Origin of the sequence: Nibrella saemangeumensis (assembly GCF_039541915.1) — a bacterium.
GTDB classification, from domain to species: Bacteria; Bacteroidota; Bacteroidia; order Cytophagales; family Spirosomataceae; genus Nibrella; species Nibrella saemangeumensis.
Window position 1 is genome coordinate 15,999 of sequence record NZ_BAABHD010000070.1, and the last position, 17,591, is coordinate 33,589.

General features: G+C 52.3%; 16 protein-coding genes and 1 pseudogene. 15 read left to right on the forward strand and 2 right to left on the reverse strand.

The window, feature by feature from the left end:
• Nucleotides 1–2: 2 nt before the first annotated feature.
• From ABD949_RS19780 to ABD949_RS19810, 7 genes and pseudogenes are all read left to right on the forward strand, one after another.
• Complete coding sequence (locus ABD949_RS19780; protein WP_345246202.1) at nucleotides 3–1,700, forward strand: right-handed parallel beta-helix repeat-containing protein; 1,698 nt, start codon at nucleotides 3–5, stop codon at nucleotides 1,698–1,700.
• A gap of 84 nt (nucleotides 1,701–1,784) precedes the next feature.
• Entirely contained in the window at nucleotides 1,785–3,401 is a 1,617-nt protein-coding gene (locus tag ABD949_RS19785) for a nucleoside hydrolase-like domain-containing protein (protein ID WP_345246204.1), read from the forward strand.
• 25 nt (nucleotides 3,402–3,426) lie between these two features.
• Nucleotides 3,427–3,606, forward strand: a pseudogene (locus ABD949_RS19790) (NAD(+)--rifampin ADP-ribosyltransferase); the annotation flags it as partial.
• A 46-nt stretch (nucleotides 3,607–3,652) separates the two neighbouring features.
• The gene (locus ABD949_RS19795) at nucleotides 3,653–4,015 is read left to right on the forward strand and encodes an iron chaperone (RefSeq protein WP_345246206.1); all 363 of its coding nucleotides are present in this window, start codon (nucleotides 3,653–3,655) and stop codon (nucleotides 4,013–4,015) included.
• Between the two features lie 91 nt (nucleotides 4,016–4,106).
• Nucleotides 4,107–4,790, forward strand: coding sequence for a GNAT family N-acetyltransferase (locus ABD949_RS19800; RefSeq protein ID WP_345246208.1), 684 nt, complete (start codon nucleotides 4,107–4,109; stop codon nucleotides 4,788–4,790).
• A 24-nt stretch (nucleotides 4,791–4,814) separates the two neighbouring features.
• On the forward strand, nucleotides 4,815–6,224 hold the full coding sequence (locus ABD949_RS19805; RefSeq protein WP_345246209.1) for an ATP-binding protein: 1,410 nt from the start codon (nucleotides 4,815–4,817) through the stop codon (nucleotides 6,222–6,224).
• A gap of 160 nt (nucleotides 6,225–6,384) precedes the next feature.
• Nucleotides 6,385–7,293 (forward strand): NAD(P)/FAD-dependent oxidoreductase, encoded by a 909-nt coding sequence (locus ABD949_RS19810; protein ID WP_345246210.1) that lies wholly within the window; start codon nucleotides 6,385–6,387, stop codon nucleotides 7,291–7,293.
• A 67-nt stretch (nucleotides 7,294–7,360) separates the two neighbouring features.
• On the opposite strand, the gene ABD949_RS19815 is transcribed toward ABD949_RS19810, so the two are convergent.
• Nucleotides 7,361–8,173: a class I SAM-dependent methyltransferase gene (locus tag ABD949_RS19815; RefSeq protein WP_345246211.1), complete on the reverse strand. Its 813-nt coding sequence runs from the start codon at nucleotides 8,171–8,173 to the stop codon at nucleotides 7,361–7,363.
• A 126-nt stretch (nucleotides 8,174–8,299) separates the two neighbouring features.
• Between ABD949_RS19815 and ABD949_RS19820 the strand changes: the two genes are divergently transcribed.
• The 5 genes from ABD949_RS19820 to ABD949_RS19840 all read left to right on the forward strand — a co-directional run bounded on the left by ABD949_RS19820 (nucleotide 8,300) and on the right by ABD949_RS19840 (nucleotide 13,408).
• Complete coding sequence (locus ABD949_RS19820) at nucleotides 8,300–9,343, forward strand: NHL domain-containing protein (RefSeq protein ID WP_345246212.1); 1,044 nt, start codon at nucleotides 8,300–8,302, stop codon at nucleotides 9,341–9,343.
• A gap of 155 nt (nucleotides 9,344–9,498) precedes the next feature.
• The gene (locus tag ABD949_RS19825) at nucleotides 9,499–10,230 is read left to right on the forward strand and encodes an alpha/beta hydrolase (protein WP_345246214.1); all 732 of its coding nucleotides are present in this window, start codon (nucleotides 9,499–9,501) and stop codon (nucleotides 10,228–10,230) included.
• Between the two features lie 151 nt (nucleotides 10,231–10,381).
• Nucleotides 10,382–11,542: a helix-turn-helix domain-containing protein gene (locus ABD949_RS19830; RefSeq protein ID WP_345246217.1), complete on the forward strand. Its 1,161-nt coding sequence runs from the start codon at nucleotides 10,382–10,384 to the stop codon at nucleotides 11,540–11,542.
• A gap of 156 nt (nucleotides 11,543–11,698) precedes the next feature.
• Complete coding sequence (locus tag ABD949_RS19835; protein WP_345246219.1) at nucleotides 11,699–12,709, forward strand: alpha/beta fold hydrolase; 1,011 nt, start codon at nucleotides 11,699–11,701, stop codon at nucleotides 12,707–12,709.
• Nucleotides 12,710–12,733: 24 nt separating this feature from the next.
• Nucleotides 12,734–13,408, forward strand: a complete 675-nt coding sequence (locus ABD949_RS19840; RefSeq protein ID WP_345246221.1) for a hypothetical protein — start codon at nucleotides 12,734–12,736, stop codon at nucleotides 13,406–13,408.
• 89 nt (nucleotides 13,409–13,497) lie between these two features.
• Here the strand turns inward: ABD949_RS19840 and ABD949_RS19845 are convergent, their stop codons facing one another.
• Nucleotides 13,498–14,214: a DUF4386 domain-containing protein gene (locus ABD949_RS19845; protein ID WP_345246223.1), complete on the reverse strand. Its 717-nt coding sequence runs from the start codon at nucleotides 14,212–14,214 to the stop codon at nucleotides 13,498–13,500.
• 156 nt (nucleotides 14,215–14,370) lie between these two features.
• On the opposite strand from ABD949_RS19845, the gene ABD949_RS19850 reads away from it, so the two are divergent.
• From ABD949_RS19850 to ABD949_RS19860, 3 genes are all read left to right on the forward strand, one after another.
• Nucleotides 14,371–15,612 (forward strand): MFS transporter, encoded by a 1,242-nt coding sequence (locus ABD949_RS19850; RefSeq protein WP_345246225.1) that lies wholly within the window; start codon nucleotides 14,371–14,373, stop codon nucleotides 15,610–15,612.
• A 47-nt stretch (nucleotides 15,613–15,659) separates the two neighbouring features.
• A complete protein-coding gene (locus ABD949_RS19855) occupies nucleotides 15,660–16,421 on the forward strand; it encodes an alpha/beta fold hydrolase (protein WP_345246227.1) in 762 nt (253 codons plus the stop codon).
• Between the two features lie 135 nt (nucleotides 16,422–16,556).
• Nucleotides 16,557–17,579 (forward strand): Gfo/Idh/MocA family protein, encoded by a 1,023-nt coding sequence (locus tag ABD949_RS19860; protein WP_345246229.1) that lies wholly within the window; start codon nucleotides 16,557–16,559, stop codon nucleotides 17,577–17,579.
• Nucleotides 17,580–17,591 lie beyond the last annotated feature (12 nt).

The following is a 17,591-nucleotide window of genomic DNA, read 5'->3' on the forward strand; positions in this document are numbered from 1 at the left end:
CTATGCACAAGCCTTCCGACGGTATACCCTCATCAAAACGACACAGCCTCTTGACAGGCATCCTCTTGTGGTTTTGCTTATTGCCCGGGGCGATCGGGGTATTGGCACAGACCGAAAGCGGGACTGCTCAGGTCGTCATCACCTCCCTGAATCAGAAAACCGGGGTCCGTACCACCGAAACAGGGGAGCTACAGGTAAATGTATCACCAAAGGACGCGCAAACCATAAAGAAGCGTGGATGGGTCCGGTATAGTGACTTTGGCACCCGGGCCGACGGCAAGACCGATGATATGGCCGCCATCGCCGGAGCCCATGCCTTCGCCAATCAGCAGGGGCTGCCGGTAAAAGCAGACAAGGGGGCTACCTACTACATTGGTGGGAAGGAGCGCACCGCCGTGGTCCGGACGGATACCGATTTCGGCACAGCGGCTTTTATCATTGACGATACCGACGTACAAAACCGGAATGCCTCCGTTTTCCTGGTCAGCTCCAGTCTGCAGCCATTTCCGGTACAAGGCATAACGTCCCTGAAACGGAATCAGGAAAAAATTGACGCGGTGTTGCCCGGCCCCTGTCTGATTACGGTTACCAATGCCAACGTGAAGCGCTACATCCGCTTTGGCCTGAACCAGAACAACGGAGCCGCGCAGACGGACATCTTCATGGTTGACAAAACCGGCAGGGTAGACATGAACGCGCCGATCATCTGGGACTTCGACCAGATTACGGCGATCAGTGCCCTGCCCATCGACGAAAAGCCCCTGACGATCACCGGCGGACGGTTTACCACGATCGCCAATCAGGCTGAATCGAAGTATACCTATTATAATCGGAACATCGCCGTCAAACGCTCCAATGTGGTGGTTGACGGGCTCGAACACCGTATCACGGGCGAAGGAGACCACGGGGCACCCTACGGCGGCTTCCTCAATATCAGTGACTGCGCTTATGTCACCGTCAGAAACACCATCCTGACCGGCCACAAAACCTACAGTACCATCGGCGCAGCCGGAAAACCCGTCTCCATGGGTTCATACGACATCTCCGCCAACCGCGCCCTGAATGTCTCCTTCATCAACTGCCGCCAGACCAACGACATCAACGACCGTACGTATTGGGGGATCCTGGGGTCCAACTACTGCAAGAATATGCTGTATGATGGTTGTGTCTTTTCCCGGTTCGATGCCCACATGGGGGTAGCCAATGCCACCATCCGCAACTCGACGCTGGGCCACATGGGCATCAACGCCATCGGCAGCGGAACGTTAACGGTGGAAAACAGTACCATCCGCGGCAATACCCTCGTCAACCTGCGCTCCGACTATGGCAGCACCTGGCAGGGAGAGTTCGTGATCCGCAACTGCGTTTTTGTGCCGGCGGGCGGCAGACCCACTACCGCGTCCCTGATCGGTGGATCGTATTCCGGTCAGCATGATTTTGGTTATATTGCGTATATGCCGGAACGGATCCTCATTGAGAACCTTCGTATCGATGATACCAACCATCCGGAAAATTACCAGGGGCCCGCTATTTTCGCCAATTTCAATCCCCAGATGATCGACGACTCCTATAAGGAGCAGTTTCCGTATGTCATTACCAAAGAAGTGATACTCAAAAACGTGACCACCACCAGCGGCAAGCCTCTGCGCATCAGCGACAATGCGTACATGTTCAGGCATGTAAAAGTGCGCTCAGAGTAAATGAGGCATAGGAGAAGACAGGTAACGCCAGGAGACTGGAAACAGAGCCTCTATGAAAAACCAGTCGTACAAACACAAACAATAATGCGCTTACCTTACCAACGTTTTCTGAGCAAGGCTCGCCTGTATGTTCCTGGGATTCTGCTTATGTGCTTTTGGGTCAACCGGGCAGCGGCACAACTACCCGCTAAACAGGTACGACCCCGCATCGTGATCACGGCTGATCCGGAACTCGACGACAATAACTCACTGATCCGTTTTTTGCTCTACAGTAGTGATGTGACCATAGAAGGTCTCGTCTATGCCAGTAGTCAGTTTCACTGGAAAGGCGATGGCAAAGGAACCCGGTGGTATGTGCCCGGTCGGGAGTATTCCCGCTTTGGCCTGAATCTGTGCCCTTGTGAATCATGGCGCTGGGCAAAAGACGAACGCTTCATTCACGATGCCGTGGAGGCTTATGCCAAAGTGTATCCCAATCTGAAAGTTCATAACCCGAACTACCCGACACCCGAGGCCATGAAAGCCAAAATCCGGTACGGCAATATTGATTTTGACGGGGATATATCGAACGATTCACCAGGCTCCGATCTGATCAAAACGCTGATACTGGACAATAAACCCGGACCGCTGTTTATCGCAGCCTGGGGAGGACACAGTACCATTGCCCGGGCGCTCAAATCGATTCAGGAGCAATACGAGTTCACAACCGGCTGGGAAGCGCTTAAAGAGAAGATCTCCCGAAAAGCCGTACTGCTGCCATCCGGCGACCAGGATGACACCTATGCGCTGTACATCAAACCGAATTGGCCCGCCATTGAATACCGGCAGTTCAGAGGAGGACCTAACTACGGCTATGGTGCGCAATTGCGGGCCAGTCAGGAGAACGCCGGCTATCTCACGGCCTCCTGGATGAAGGAGCACGTTTCCAGCCGTGGTCCGCTGGGGAGGCTATACCGGGTGTGGGGTGACGGTAAGCAAATGGTAAAGGACGATAAGCTGGATTATTTTGGTCTGGCGGGATACACCAGCGACCAGCTAAAACAGATGGGGTATGTGGTCTGGATGCCTGTGCAGGCACCAGGCTCCTGGCTGGGGGAAGGTGACAACCCCACATTTATGAACATGCTGGGCAACGGACTACGGGCCTATGAGGCCGTCTCCTATGGCGGTTGGGGTGGTCGTGGAGATGCCAGTCAGGAACGAAGAAGCGTATCGTTTGCCCCGGCCGACACCTCCGCTCAGGGGATGATAACGGCGCTCAGCACTATGAACAGCGAAACAAACAGGGATGCCAATGGCGTTGCCTATCCAAACTTCTTTCCGCAGGCCCAACGCGATTTCGCGGCCCGTCTGAAATGGTCGGTAACGCCTGCGTACGCGGGTGCCAATCACGCACCGGTTGTCAGAATGGAAGGACCGTTGCAGGTACTGGCTTCTGCCGGAGAAAAAATACGGCTGAATGGCGCTGTTTCCGATCCGGATAAAGATAAGGTTTCCATCAACTGGTGGCAGTTCCAGGTTGGCACCTATCCGAAGCAGGTTGTGATCGTCAATTCGACCCCGGCGCAGGCAGAGGTGCAGATTCCGGCTGATGCCCTCCCCGGCCAGACCATTCACCTGATCCTGGAAGCAACCGATAGGGGTACGCCGGCGCTCACGAGCTATCAGCGTGTGATTATTACAGTCAGGGACAAGCGGTAAAAACCGGTCTTGGTTCAGTAACGTAATGATCGACTATTCACAACCATTTCGCTATGGCACGAAGGCCAACCTGAAGCCGGGCGACCTGATTGAACCTGGCTTTCAGTCAAACTACGGCCAGCGGAAGAAGGCCAACTATGTCTACCTGACTGCCACCCTGGATGCCGCTACCTGGAGAGCCGAACTGGCCCTGGATGATGGTCCCGAATTATTACCTGATATTGTACTTAATTTTGTAAAAAGATAAACGGATGAATACTGACTTCAAAACTGTTGATGAATACATAAATTCGTTCCCACAGGATGTCCAGGCTTTGTTAAAAAAGTTCAGGGAATTAATTAAAGCCAATGCACCAGAGGCAGTGGAGAGTATTTCTTATGGAATGCCTGCCTATAAGACAAATGGGAAGCCTTTAGTTTATTTCGCTGGCTTCAAGAAACATATTGGTTTTTACGCAACGCCGACCGGACACGCCGAATTTGCAGACGAGCTTTCAACCTACAAGCAAGGAAAAGGATCTGTCCAATTCCCACTAAGCCAACAAATTCCCTATGATTTGATACGGAGAATTGTCGCATTCAGAGTACAGGAAAATGCGGGAAAATCAAAATGACCTGTGTTGAATCTCAATTATGTTACCCACCATGAGAGAATTCATTACTACGCTATTCTAAATATTTGCCGGCAAAAGAGTTACCCCTTTAATGACCCATATTCTTGATAATCCCATCTGGAATGGCCTGAACACCGGCAATAAGCTATTAGCCTATGGCAGCGAAAACGCTAAGTACCTGAAACGGGACGTTGGAATTTTTGCCGGCCTGAAAACCAACAGTGACAGCGACTTAGAAGACCTGCTTGCATTTCTTCCCATACAAAGCCGGGTTGTTCTCTTCTCCCCAACCGATATAGCCATTCCGGCCGGTTGGGGCATGACGTTGAAAAAGTCTATTTTTCAGATGGTTTATCAGGGCCAACCTGCACCGTTGGTCGGGGACCATGAAGTAATCCCACTACAGGACAAGGATATTCCGGCTATGCTGGAACTTACCGCTTTGACTAAACCCGGTCCGTTTCTGCCCCGCACTATTGAGTTTGGGAATTACGAAGGTATATTTTGCGAGGGTGAGTTAATTGCCATGGCCGGGCAACGCATGCAACCTGACCCGTATACCGAGATAAGCGCCGTGTGTACGCACCCGGATCATACCGGAAAGGGATATGCGGCCAGACTGATCCGCAGTCAGATCCGCAGCATAACGGCCGCAGCCCGCATCCCGTTTCTTCACCTCGACCTGGACAATACCGTCGCCCGTACCCTGTACGAAAAGCTGGGCTTTCAGACAAGAAGGCAGATCCTGGTGTATGTTCTTGAAAAAGAAAGCTAACTTGTCATACTAACGTACCCGGACATGCAACCCCTATCTGTTGACGATATACGAAAGATAATCGCCCTGAGCGACCTGCCCGATGAGCATTTGCAGTGGATACTCGACCACTCGGAGTATAGCACGTATGAAGACGGCACCCAACTTAAGAAAACAGGCGACGAGGCCGATGTCCTGATCATGATCCTCGAAGGAAAAGTCAGCTTTTACTTTGATCACAGTGGCCGTCTGGTATACTACTTTTATTACGCGAATGACGACTTAACGGGCGGTGTCGGCGGGTTATTTCCCTACTCCAGGATGAAAGTCTACCCCGGCTGCTCCTTTGCGGTCGGGCATCTGCGCTGCCTTAAGCTTCATAAAACGCATTTCCCCGAGCTGGAACATCTCAACCCTGATTTGATTCAGCGGCTCACCGGTTACATGACCGAACGGGCAAAGCTCGTGGCGACAATGAAAAGTCAGCACGAGAAAGTGAGTGCGCTGGGGCAATTGGCGGCCGGCATAGCGCATGAGTTAAATAACCCCGTGGCGGCCATTCACCGCTTTGCCAGTGAACTGAACAAACGATTAACCCGCAATTATGAACTCACGAAAAATCTGCTGGCGTGTCATTTGACCCCTGACTCTATTCAGCGTATCCATGCACGGGTAGAAGAAATAGAGCGCACTCCGGCTCAACCCATAAAGCGGACGGCTGTTCAACGCATGCAGGATGAGGATGAATTGTCGGACTGGCTGGAAGATAACGGCCTTGCCGAACGAGAAATAGCCGAAACGTTAGCCGACGCCGGATTTTCAGTTGACGACCTTGAAGACATCCGTACCCGTGTAGGGCAGGAGGCATTAAATGCTGTGCTGCCTTGGCTGGAGAACCTGCTGAGCTCTCATAAAATCTTACAGGAAATGGGTGAGGCTTCCAGTCGTACCTCACACCTGGTGGACTCCATCAAAAGCCATGTGCAAATGGACAGGAGCCAGGCGTTGCAACCCACCAACATTCACGAGGATATCGAAAATACGCTGCTGCTCACCGGCTTTAAACTTCGTGAGAAAAACATTGAGGTAGCGAAAAAATTCTGTCAGAATCTGCCCCCTGTTCCTGCCTACATCAGTGAACTCAACCAAGTGTGGACAAACCTGATCGATAACGCGGTCTTCGCCCTTGGCCCCAACGGCAAACTAACCATTGAAACCTCCTGCGATCCCCAACACGTAACCGTAAGCATTTTGGATACTGGAACGGGTATTCCGCCGGAAAACCTGTCCCGAATTTTTGATCCGTTTTTCACCACCAAAAAAGTAGGAGAAGGCGCGGGCATCGGATTAGATATTGTAAACAGGGTGATGAAACTTCATAAAGGGGCGATAACCGTTACCTCGAAGCCTGGCCGAACTGAGTTTGTGGTTACGCTGCCCGTTGCCCAACAGTAGCAGCCCAACAAATGAGCGCTCTTATTTGCAACATTGTTGCAAATAAGAATTATCCTCATACCTTTGTCAGCGGTATGGCAAGCGTTTTACGGGCTGGTTAGCCCGGCTGATAGCTGCCATGGTACCACTTCCATGATCAGCTTTTACAAACGACACGCACATGACTGGTAGCAACGAGTTTGACGTAATCATTATTGGCGGGAGTTATGCCGGCCTATCAGCGGGTATGGCTTTGGGCAGAGCCTTGCGACGGGTTTTAATCATTGACAGTGGAAAGCCCTGTAACCGGCAGACTCCTCACTCGCATAATTTCCTGACCCAGGACGGAAGAACGCCCGCCGACATCTCAGCGCTGGCGAAACAACAGGTTGGGCGCTACAATACCGTGACGTTTTTTGAAGGCCTGGCTACTACCGGCGCTAAAACCGAACAGGGCTTTGCTGTTCAGGCGCAATCAGGTCAGGTGTTTTACGCAAAGAAGCTAATTTTTGCCACGGGGATAACAGACAAACTGCCCGGCATTGAGGGGTTTGCCGAGTGCTGGGGAATCTCTGTCATCCATTGCCCATATTGCCACGGGTACGAAGTAAAAAGCGAAAAAACCGGCATTTTGGCCAATGGAGACCAGGGTTTCGACTTCTCCAAATTGATCAACAACTGGACAAAAGACCTGACTTTATTTACCAACGGCCCATCAACCTTGACAGTTGAACAAACCGAAACGCTAAAAAAGCATTCGATTGCAATTGTTGAAACTGAAATTGATCGGTTTAACCATACAAACGGGCACATCCAGACTATCGTTTTCAGGGACGGCTCAAAAACGTCGGTTAAAGCCCTGTATGCACGGCCACCTTTTGAGCAACATTGCGATATCCCCCAGCAGTTGGGCTGCGAACTGACCGAGCAAGGGCATATCAAAGTGGATACCCTTCAGAGGACCACTATTCCGGGCGTGTTTGCCTGTGGCGACAACGCAGCACCGATGCGGTCCGTAGCTAATGTAGTAGCCATGGGTAACTTCTCAGGTGCGGTTGCAAACAAAGAACTCATCGAGGAAGAATTCTGACCACACCAGACCCGGCAACCCGGAAAACGAGCGCCAGCATTATCGATCCTAACGGTCGAACATGTTGTCAAACCTGCACCGTAACCCGCAGAAAAGTTGCCGGAATTGAGGTGGTAGTCTGGTCAGCGCTTTGGTTTTGGCTGGTAAACAAGTCCTCCAACTCCCGTTGCAAGTCCGCAGCTTTGCCGTTCTTTTCGGCGGCTTCAAATGCATTCATGGTGGGGCCGTAGTAGTTCCGGAACCGGTCGACAAATTCGGCGGGCGAGTACGGGGCATTGAAAATAAAGGTATCCCGCTCGAAGGAGACATTTTCTTTTGGTATGCCGGCAGCTTCGAACCGGTCGACGGCATGCCCCTCTACCCCCCACAACATGGGACTGATAAACCCTTCCGGCGGTGGGGGCGTATAGGCCGAACTGATGCGCAGGATCTGCGCCACCAGGGTGGGATCGCCCGGTATCCAGTTACCCATCACCACCCGGCCGCCCGGGCGGGTTACGCGCACCATCTCTTTGGCTACGTCAACCGGCCTGGGTGCAAACATAGCCCCAAAGATGCTCATGGAGAGATCAAACGTATCATCCTTCAGTTCACGCAGATCGGTAGCATCGCCCTCCTGAAAGCGGATGTTGGTCAGTCCCTCCTGTTGCGCCCGCCGGTTCCCGGCTTCGACCAGATTGCGCGCAATATCGACACCTAATACCTCGGCCCCTAACTTAGCGGCCGGAATAGCCGTGGTTCCATCCCCACAACCCAGATCAAGGACTTTAAGGCCGGGCGTGATCCCCAGCTTATCGACCAGTGCGGCACCGCTCTCCCGCATCGTTTCGGCGATTTGGGTGAAGTCGCCCTTTTCCCAGAGTGCTTTGTTCGGGTTCATGCCTGTTTGGTTTAGCAGCAGTAAGAATTTACTGCACGTACGGCTTCACTACGTTATTTAGCGGGAAAACGACTACTTTCCGGCTCAAAAACCGATTCAACTGTCATCCGATTGTCACCCACCCCCATGAAAATCAGCTTCTTCTTCGTTATCCTGCTTACCGCCGGTGCCGTTCAGGCCCAACCGCCAATCCCCAAACTCCCCTCCTCGCCCACGGCGATTGTAGTCGATAGCCGGGACAACCTCATCATTCACGCGTATATGGGCCGGATGCTTAAACTCAGCCCCGACGGTACGCTGTCGGTCATTACCGACGATATCCGCAAAAACACCAGGTCCCCCTACCCCAAGTGTTCGGCCATGGCCATCGACAGCCGGGATAACATCTATATGGCCGACAATGAGATGATCTGGAAAATGACGCCCGACGGGAAAGTCAGCCCCTTTGCCGGAGTGCCGTTTACCACTACCGTCAAGGATGGCCCCCTGGCAACGGCCCAGTTCCGCAGCATCGAGTACCTGGAGACTGACCCGGCCGGCAATATCTACGTGACCGAGCGGGATAACACCAACAAAGACAACCTGGGTGACTTTTACCTCATCCGTAAAATCGACACGAACGGTCAGGTGGCTACGTTGCTCAACACCCGCGAAAACCCGGCGCTCAAATCCAGATGGATTGCCGGTATGGGCGTCGACCCCAAAGGCAATTTGTACGTCAGCGACGGCAGTGGTCGATGTATCAAAAAAGTGGAGCCCAACGGTACCATCAGTACGGTGGCCGGCCTGTGCGGCAAGCGGGAGTTTCACCCCGTCTACGTACAGGGCGACATCAGCAAGGCTGAATTAATGGCTCCCGAGGACATTCTCATCAATCGCAACGGCGACGTCATTTTCGCCGACGGACGGCTGAACCGCATCATCCGGGTAGCCAACGGAACCGTAGCGACGCTGGCCGGCAACAGCGAGATTCAGCCGAATAACGTCAATATGGGCGGCCGCTCCAAAGAAGGGTATAAGGATGGGAAGGCGCTGACGGCCCTGTTCAACTTTCCGCAGCGCTGCGCCATTGCCATCGACAGCCGGCAGCACATCTACATCCTCGACGGCGGCAACGACTGCATCCGGCGCTTATCTGCCGATGGGGTGGTTACCACGGTGGCCAAATAGCGAAAGCCAAAATCGACGAACGGAGGCCCCTGTACGAAATAACGGGTATAGCTGCATACAAATTCGCCAACGGCTCCGCTGGCGTGAAAAACGTTCATACATTTACGAAGTAGCTGACCGCGAACGCTCCTATGCCTGTCACACCCGATCAACCTATGAAACCTAAAAAGCGACCTATACGAAACATTTTAAGAACGGTCTGGGTAGCGGGCGGATTATTCTTTACGGCATGGTTGTTTTATTCCTATCAGTCGCACAACGTTGACGTACGGTTTCTTCAGGATAGCAGGCAGACAAACGTCGACGAAACCAGTGACTTTTATGTGTTTACACCCACTGCCGCGTTCAAGGACGTTTTGATTTTTTATCCGGGTGCTATGGTTGACCCGAAAGCGTATGTGCCGCTTTGCCGGAGCCTTGCAGACAACAACGTAAAAGTCTATGTAATCAAAATGCCTTTTCGGCTTGCTTCAAAAGGGTATACCAAGCCTAAGGCATTAGGCCTGTTTGCCGACACATCAAAGACCTATATTTTGGCAGGGCATTCGCAAGGGGCAAAAATGGCGGCCCAATTCGTGTATGAAAATCCGGCTTTAATCGACAAATTGATATTGATAGCCACTAGCCACCCAAGAGATATATCCCTGGCAAACAGCAAAATACCCATCCTGAAGATTTATGGCTCATCCGACGGCGTTGCCGACGAAGAGGCTATTCTGAACAACAAAGCCAAACTACCGGCATCCACAAAATTTGTCCGGCTAGCGGGAGCAAATCATGCGCAGTTCGGCTATTACGGATTCCAGTTGGGCGACAATACAGCCACCATTAGCCGTGAGCAACAGCAAATCGAAACACGGAGCACTATGCTGGAATTTCTGAGATAGTCAAACTAAGGCAGATTATGCGGCTGATGAACGTATAATCACCAACCGTAAACTAACTGGCTTGTCTATAAGCAACATAAGGTTTGTATATTTACTCAGGGTGTGTACCCCAATACCGTAGCGTTAGAACCATTAAGAGGAGGCATACATCATGCTGTACCTATCCGGAATCATTCTCTCCTTCTTCCTTTCTTTTGTGTTGATAACCAAAAGAAACAAAACGCAGGCCGACTACGTACTGGTAACCTGGCTAAGCGTAACCGGCTTTCATCTGCTCACCTTTTACCTGGCGTATACCAATCAGGCTTCCGTTTACCCTACGCTTATTGGGCTTGGCATTCCATTACCGCTGGTACAAGGGCCTTTTTTGTATTTATATACCACCCTGCAAACTTCTTCTGCTTCCTTTACGAAGAAACAGGTACTCCATTTTCTGCCCCTGCTTTTATCATACGGGCTGTTCGGTGAGTTTTTCTTTTTGACATTCGACCAGAAAGTTGCCTTATTCCAGCAGAAAGGACAGGGCTTTGAAATACCCAGTCTGATCAATTTATACGCCATCTATCTATCCGGGATTGTATACGCAAGCCTGTCCGTGGTTCGCTTAGTGAGTTATCGAAAGACCCTGGTTCACCAGTTTTCCAATACAGAACGAATCAATTTCAACTGGCTATTGTATCTGATCATCTGGATTGCAGCCATTTGGGTCGTGATTCTCTTTGTTCAGGAAGATACCCTGATATTCGGAACGGCTGCCCTGTTTGTGCTGTGGCTGGGTTATTTTGGCATCCGGCAGGTGCAGGTATTCAATCAGGGTTCTCCGCAACCGCAACGGATACCGGTAGCCACCGGCGATGCACCTGAAACCGATGGTAGCGCAGACGATTCGGTAATGGATTCTCCAACCCTGGACGATACCAGCCCGGTAAAGTACCAGAAATCGACCTTAAGCGAGGAGGATGCGTCGCTGATTCACGAGCGACTGAACGTGCTGATGGCCGAACAGAAGCCCTATACCAACCCGGACCTGACCCTGAACGATTTAGCCAGGAGCCTGGGCGTTCACCCCAACCACCTGTCGCAGGTCATCAACTCAAAAGAAAACAAAAGCTTTTATGACCTGGTGAACGAAAAACGCATCGAGGAATTCATCAGGCTGATCTCGCAGGACACCCACCAGTTGTATACGCTGGTATCCGTGGCCTATGACTGCGGCTTTAACTCCAAAGCATCGTTTAACCGGAACTTTAAGAAATACACCGGGCTTACCCCGTCTGATTACGTAAAAGAAACCAGCAGACAGGCCGCTTAACAGGTACCATTCCTCATTGACAAGGTATCATCACTCAGGATCAGTTGATTATCAGAACTTTACACCCCAATCACAAACAGGTCTCATCCTTCACGGTAAGTCGTTTCGCCGAAATGTCGCTTCTACTTTTGCATCGTTATCTAAACACACCGCAAAATGAAAGCGAAACAAACACTTTTCACACTGGCATTAAGTGCCCTCCTGTTCGTCTCCTGCAAAGAGGAGCGATTCATTGATCAACCCGGCAACCTCGTCCCAAAAACCGTGGACCAGGACGCCGGCCTTCCGGCCATCACCGTCAACGGTGCCAGACTCCATTCCGAAGCCTTTGGCCATCCGGACAGTCCCATGATTGTGGCCATTCATGGTGGCCCCGGCGGTGACTACCGCTACCTGTTAAACCTCAAACAGCTGGCCGAACATGGGTACCGGGTCGTGTTTTACGACCAGCGCGGTTCGGGCCTGTCGCAGCGTTTCCCCGAAAAGTCTTATACTGCATTAGGGGCCAAAGCCGTAGATCTGATGTATGACGACTTGAGGGGAGTGATTGCCCATTACCGGACCAGTTCCAGCCAAAAGGTATTTCTGCTTGGCTATTCCTGGGGAGGTATCCTGGCAGCGGGCTATGCCGGCAAGCATCCGGAGGCCATACAGGGCCTGGTCGTTTGCGAACCCGGCGGTCTGCGCTGGGATGATATTATGACCTTCGTGTCAAAATCCCGATCGTTCAATCCCTGGAGCGAATCGCTGAACAACGCATCCTACCTCGATCAGTTTACCGCCGGCAAGGAAGACCAGCACGATATACTGGATCATAAGTTGGCCCTGCAATCCGCTAAGGATGAGGTTACCGGCGAAGACAATACAACACCGGGGAGTTTCTGGCGGTCGGGTGCCGTCATTAACACGGCCCTTTTTAAAGTTGGCCGAACCTATAAGCCTGACTTCACGAAAGGACTAAGCCGTTTCAGCACGCCAGTGCTGTTCCTATACAGTGACCAGAACAAAGCCTATCCGCCCGCCTGGGCGCAGCGCATATCCGGTGCGTTTCCGTCGGCCGATCTTTTCCAGGTATCGGGCGTAGGACATACCGGCATTGTCAAGGATAAAACGACCTGGCAGCAGGTGACCCTGCCTAAAATGCTCAATTACTTTAAAACACGATAAACCACACCATAAAATTTAAACATCATGAACCGTTTTACTACATCAATATTAGTACTGGCTCTTACTTGCCTTTTCAGTTCGGCACAGGCCCAAACCATCAACTGGGGTAGCCTGAAAGCAGAAAACAAACAACTCATTACCGTCAACGCCGGTTTGGAATACGGCGCTGTGTATGGGATAGGCTACGGGTACAAGATTAACAACAGGCTATTCCCGATTATTGCTACTGTGGAGTACTCCGCACCGACCGGCGATAAACCGTATGATGATTTCAAGACGAAAATCGGCGGTCAGATCCGATGGGTCAAGCTGAACAACTTCCAGTTCAGTACCAAACTGCACGGGGTGTTCCGCAGCTACCAGAATGAGTTGGTCCGGATGCTAAATTTCGGGAGTGATCTGTCGGGGATTGCCGGCTACTATCGTCCCAACTGGTTTGTGGCCGGTGAATTGGGTTTTGACAAAGCAATTGTCACGCATTTCGATCATTCCCAGGCGTATAGAGAGCAATATCCGGGCGTGGTGGATGGCTGGTACGAACCGGCAACGGGCGGAAACCTGTATTATGGGCTACAGACCGGTGTTTCCTTCAGACGGCACGATATCTCGGTTCGGGCCGGAAAACTGCTAAGGCAGGATTTCAAAACCGCGCCCATGTTACCGTTTTACGGCCAGTTAGGCTATACCATCAGATTCTGATCACCTGTTGATTTTACATAAGAAAGCGAGCTGGTGCAGCACCGGCTCGCTTTCTTGTAGTTGATAGCCAGACCAAATTAAAGCTGATTTTAAAATTCAGCGGACGCTGACTGAAAGCGAGGCTGCTTTGTTTTACCGCCTTTTATCAGCAACCAGACGGCCAGCGCCAGTTCGCCCAGCGCCATCGGCAGACTTAACGCCATTTCAACCGTTCCTTTATACTGCCCGTAATCGGGTACAGCCAGATTTGCCAGATTGCTAAGGAAATAACACAGACCGGCAAAAAGCGCTAACCCGGCCAGTACCTTTGGCACAAACCGGGACATGAGCGCCAGGTACCCAAGCAGCGTCAGGTGGAAACCAAACACCACTAAGCCCAACGACCACACATCCTGAAAAGCGTTCAGGCTCCGCATAATCAGACTTTCGGCTGGGGCGGCATCGTTTAATAGCGGTAAGACAGCCAGCAGATTCATCAGGGCAATTCCTAAAAATGGAGCGTAGATGATGCGCAGCCAGGCCGTTAACAAAGACAAGGCTTCATCGACTGGCTTAAAAAAGTAGTAGAGCGCCCAGGCAACCACCACGTCCAGCAGCATAATCACCAGAAAGGCCACAATCACCCACCGGAACAAATAGGCCGACTGGTTCAGGTTCGTTACCGTGGCGGCCCCATCACCGGCCACATAGATGCTGCCAAATCCGTAGCCGTAGCCAAACCCGGCCACGATGGCCATGGCTACCAGTGAATATCCGGCTACCAACGCCATCCGTCGTTGCACTGCGGGAGTTATATCGTTCATCATTGCCTTTTACTCAGTGGTTTATGGTACACTATTAAGACCTGCCAAATATACGCGCATTGGCTTCTGGTACGAAAGCAGTTGCCTTCCACTTACTTTGAATTTGTCCGTTTACTAAACCAGCCTTCCAATTCTGCCCTGAAACAGCCATTTTGCGGAATGGTCGGGCAAACGTTGCGTCTATATCGGAATGCGTACCGGGGCTTTTCGCCCTCGGTATGGCTGCTGGCGGTGGTGATGTTCATCAACCGCAGCGGCACCATGGTATTGCCGTATCTGACGCTGTACCTGACGCAGCATCTGCACTACAGCGTCACCGATGCGGGTATTATTATGGCCGTGTATGGAACCGGGGCACTGGCCGGTACTTACCTCGGAGGCCGCCTGACGGATCGCTTCGGCTTCTACCCAATTCAGTTTTTCAGCTTACTGCTGGCGGGTATCTTCCTGCTGGTGCTCCAGTATGTACACAGCTTTGCCGGCATCTGCGTGAGTGTGTTCCTGTTTACGCTGGTGGGCGATGCCTTCCGACCGGCCAACTCAGCCGCTATCGCCTGGTACAGCAAGCCCGAAGACCGCACCCGCGCCTATTCGCTCAACCGGCTGGCCATCAACCTGGGCTGGTCCATAGGCGGTGGCATCGGCGGCTACCTGGCCTCCATCGATTATAGCCTGCTGTTCTGGGTCGACGGGCTGACCTGCATTGTGGCGGCTCTGGTGCTGCGTGTTATGTTGCCGGTCCCGGCGGGCAAACCAGTAGAAGCGCACGAATCGGGCGCCGTAGCTGCCCCTGTACGGTCACCGTACCAGGACCGTTTCTTCATGGCGTTTCTGGTCTTCACGACCTTGTTTGCCATGGCCTTCTTTCAGATATTTACCATGGCCCCGCTGTATTACAAGGAGGTACTCCAATTTAGTGAACGCACTATCGGTGCGCTGATGACCATGAACGGGCTGATGGTGGCTTTCGTGGAAATGGCGCTGATCTATGCCCTGGAACGCCGGTTTGGACCGCGCAAGATGGGGCTAATTGCCTGTGGTTCGCTGCTGACAGGTCTGGCCTACCTGCTGCTGATCGCCGGACTATGGCCAGGTTGGGCGTTTATTTCCATGATCGTGCTCACCTTCAGCGAAATGCTGGCCATGCCGTTTATGCAGTCCTTCGCCGTGAGTCGCTCCGATGTCCAGAACCGGGGGCAGTATATGGCGCTGTACTCCATGGCTTACGCGTTTGCCCAGATCACCGCCCCGGCCATAGGATCCCAACTTGTGGCGCTGGCCGGGTTTACTACCTTATGGCTCGTGCTGGCCGGCTTTGCCTTCTTGTCTGCGGCTGGTTTTGTGTGGCTGGGGCAACGGTCCCTTACGGCCGTGCCAAACGTTGAACCCTCGACGATTTAACGATGAGGAAAATCTTTATTCTCACTTTACTAATCCAGATCAGTGGTATGAATACACATGGGCAGGTACCGGTAAAAGCGGAGACGGTTCAACTAAACGGCATAGGTCTCTATTACGAAATTTATGGTCAGGGAGAACCCTTACTGCTGCTGCACGGCTGGACGCAATCGTCTCAATCCTGGAAAGAGCATATTCCGGATTATGCCAGGCGTTTTCAGGTCATTGCCGTAGATTTAAGGGGTCACGGCAACACCAGTCCGCTCACCGCCGATTTTTCCATAAGAAAGGCGGCAGAGGATGTGCATGCGCTACTGAACCATCTGAAGCAGAAACCGGTAAAAGCGATAGGTCTGAGTTATGGCGGCATTATTCTACTGCAACTAGCTGCCACTTACCCCCAGTTGATCGACGCTATGGTTACGATCGGCGCTGCTTACAACTACAGCGGGAAAGATAACCAGACGCAGCATGCGGCCATTTCATTTGAAAACCTGCCCAGCGAGTTAGTCGATCAGCTAAAAGGGCTGCATCACCATGGCATGGCTCAGATCAAAGCCTTGTTTGATCCAGGTATCGATTACGAAATCCGCCTATCCAGTCAGGATTTGCAGAGAATACAGGCCAAAACTCTGGTGATTAGTGGCGATAACGACCAGGTTGCAATGGTGCATACCGCCTTCAAACTGCACCAGGTCATTCCCCATTCGCACTTATGGGTCATACCGAACGCCGGCCACACACCGATTTACGGGGAACAGAAAGAGGACTTTATACAGGTAACAACAAAGTTTTTATCCGACAGTCAGTAAGGCCGAGCAGCGGTTTCGTCGGTTCAAAGGAAAGGTTATTCGGAAAAATATGGGTATTTGGTGTGTGCGTCTGCCCTTAATTTTTAGTTTTGGTACCGATAGTACATAAGTTCCTAACCTTTACCCTTGATACAGATGAAAACCTTCAATGTAGGCATTATTGGCTACGGCTGGGTTGCGTCGGCCCATATTGCGGCCATCAACGCCAGCCCCCTCGCGCAGGTTACCGCCATCTACTCCTCCCGCCCGCTCAACGATGCGGAGGTCAGTACCCAATGGGGATCTACCATCCGCACCTACACCGACCTGGATGCCATGCTGGCCGACCCCGATCTCCACATTGTTTCCATTTGCAGCTACCCGTATCAGCACAAAGACCACGCTATTGCCGCAGCCAGGGCCGGTAAACACCTGATCATCGAAAAGCCGCTGGCTCTCTCCTGGGAAGACTGCCTGGCCGTAGAAGCCGCCGTGCAGGAAGCGGGCGTAAAAACCTGCTTCTGCTTTGAGTGCCGCTATTCGAGCCAGTTTAAGGCGACCAAAGCCGTTATCGACGAAGGGCTGCTGGGTGAACTACATTACGGCGAGATTGACTATTACCACGGCATTGGCCCCTGGTACAGCCCTTTCCGCTGGAACATCCGTAAAGAGGCCGGGGGCAGTTCACTGCTCACCGCCGGTTGCCACGCCCTCGACGCGCTCCTCCTCTGCATGGGGACCGAGGTGGAAGAGGTAACCAGCTACGATACCAAATCGCGGAGCGAGTTCTTCAAGCCCTACGAATACCCCACCACCAGCGTCACGATCCTGAAGTTCCGGAACGGACGCATCGGCAAATGTGCGGCCGTGGTCGACTGCCTGCAGCCGTACTACTTCCATACGCACCTCTGCGGCAGCGAAGGCAGTCTGCTCGATAATAAGTTTCATTCCATGAAATTAGGTACCAACCGGAACACCTGGAGTACCCTCGCCATGAACATGCTCGACTCCGGCGACGTCTCCGACCACCCGTACCTGACTCAGTTCAACACGTTTTTCCAGTCATTACTAGCCGGCACTGACATGCCGCTCACCACGTTGAGCGATGCCATGAAAACGCACGAAATCATCTTTGCCGCAGACCAGTCGGCGGCAACTGGTAAGCCGGTACGGTTGTAAGAACGGTACACC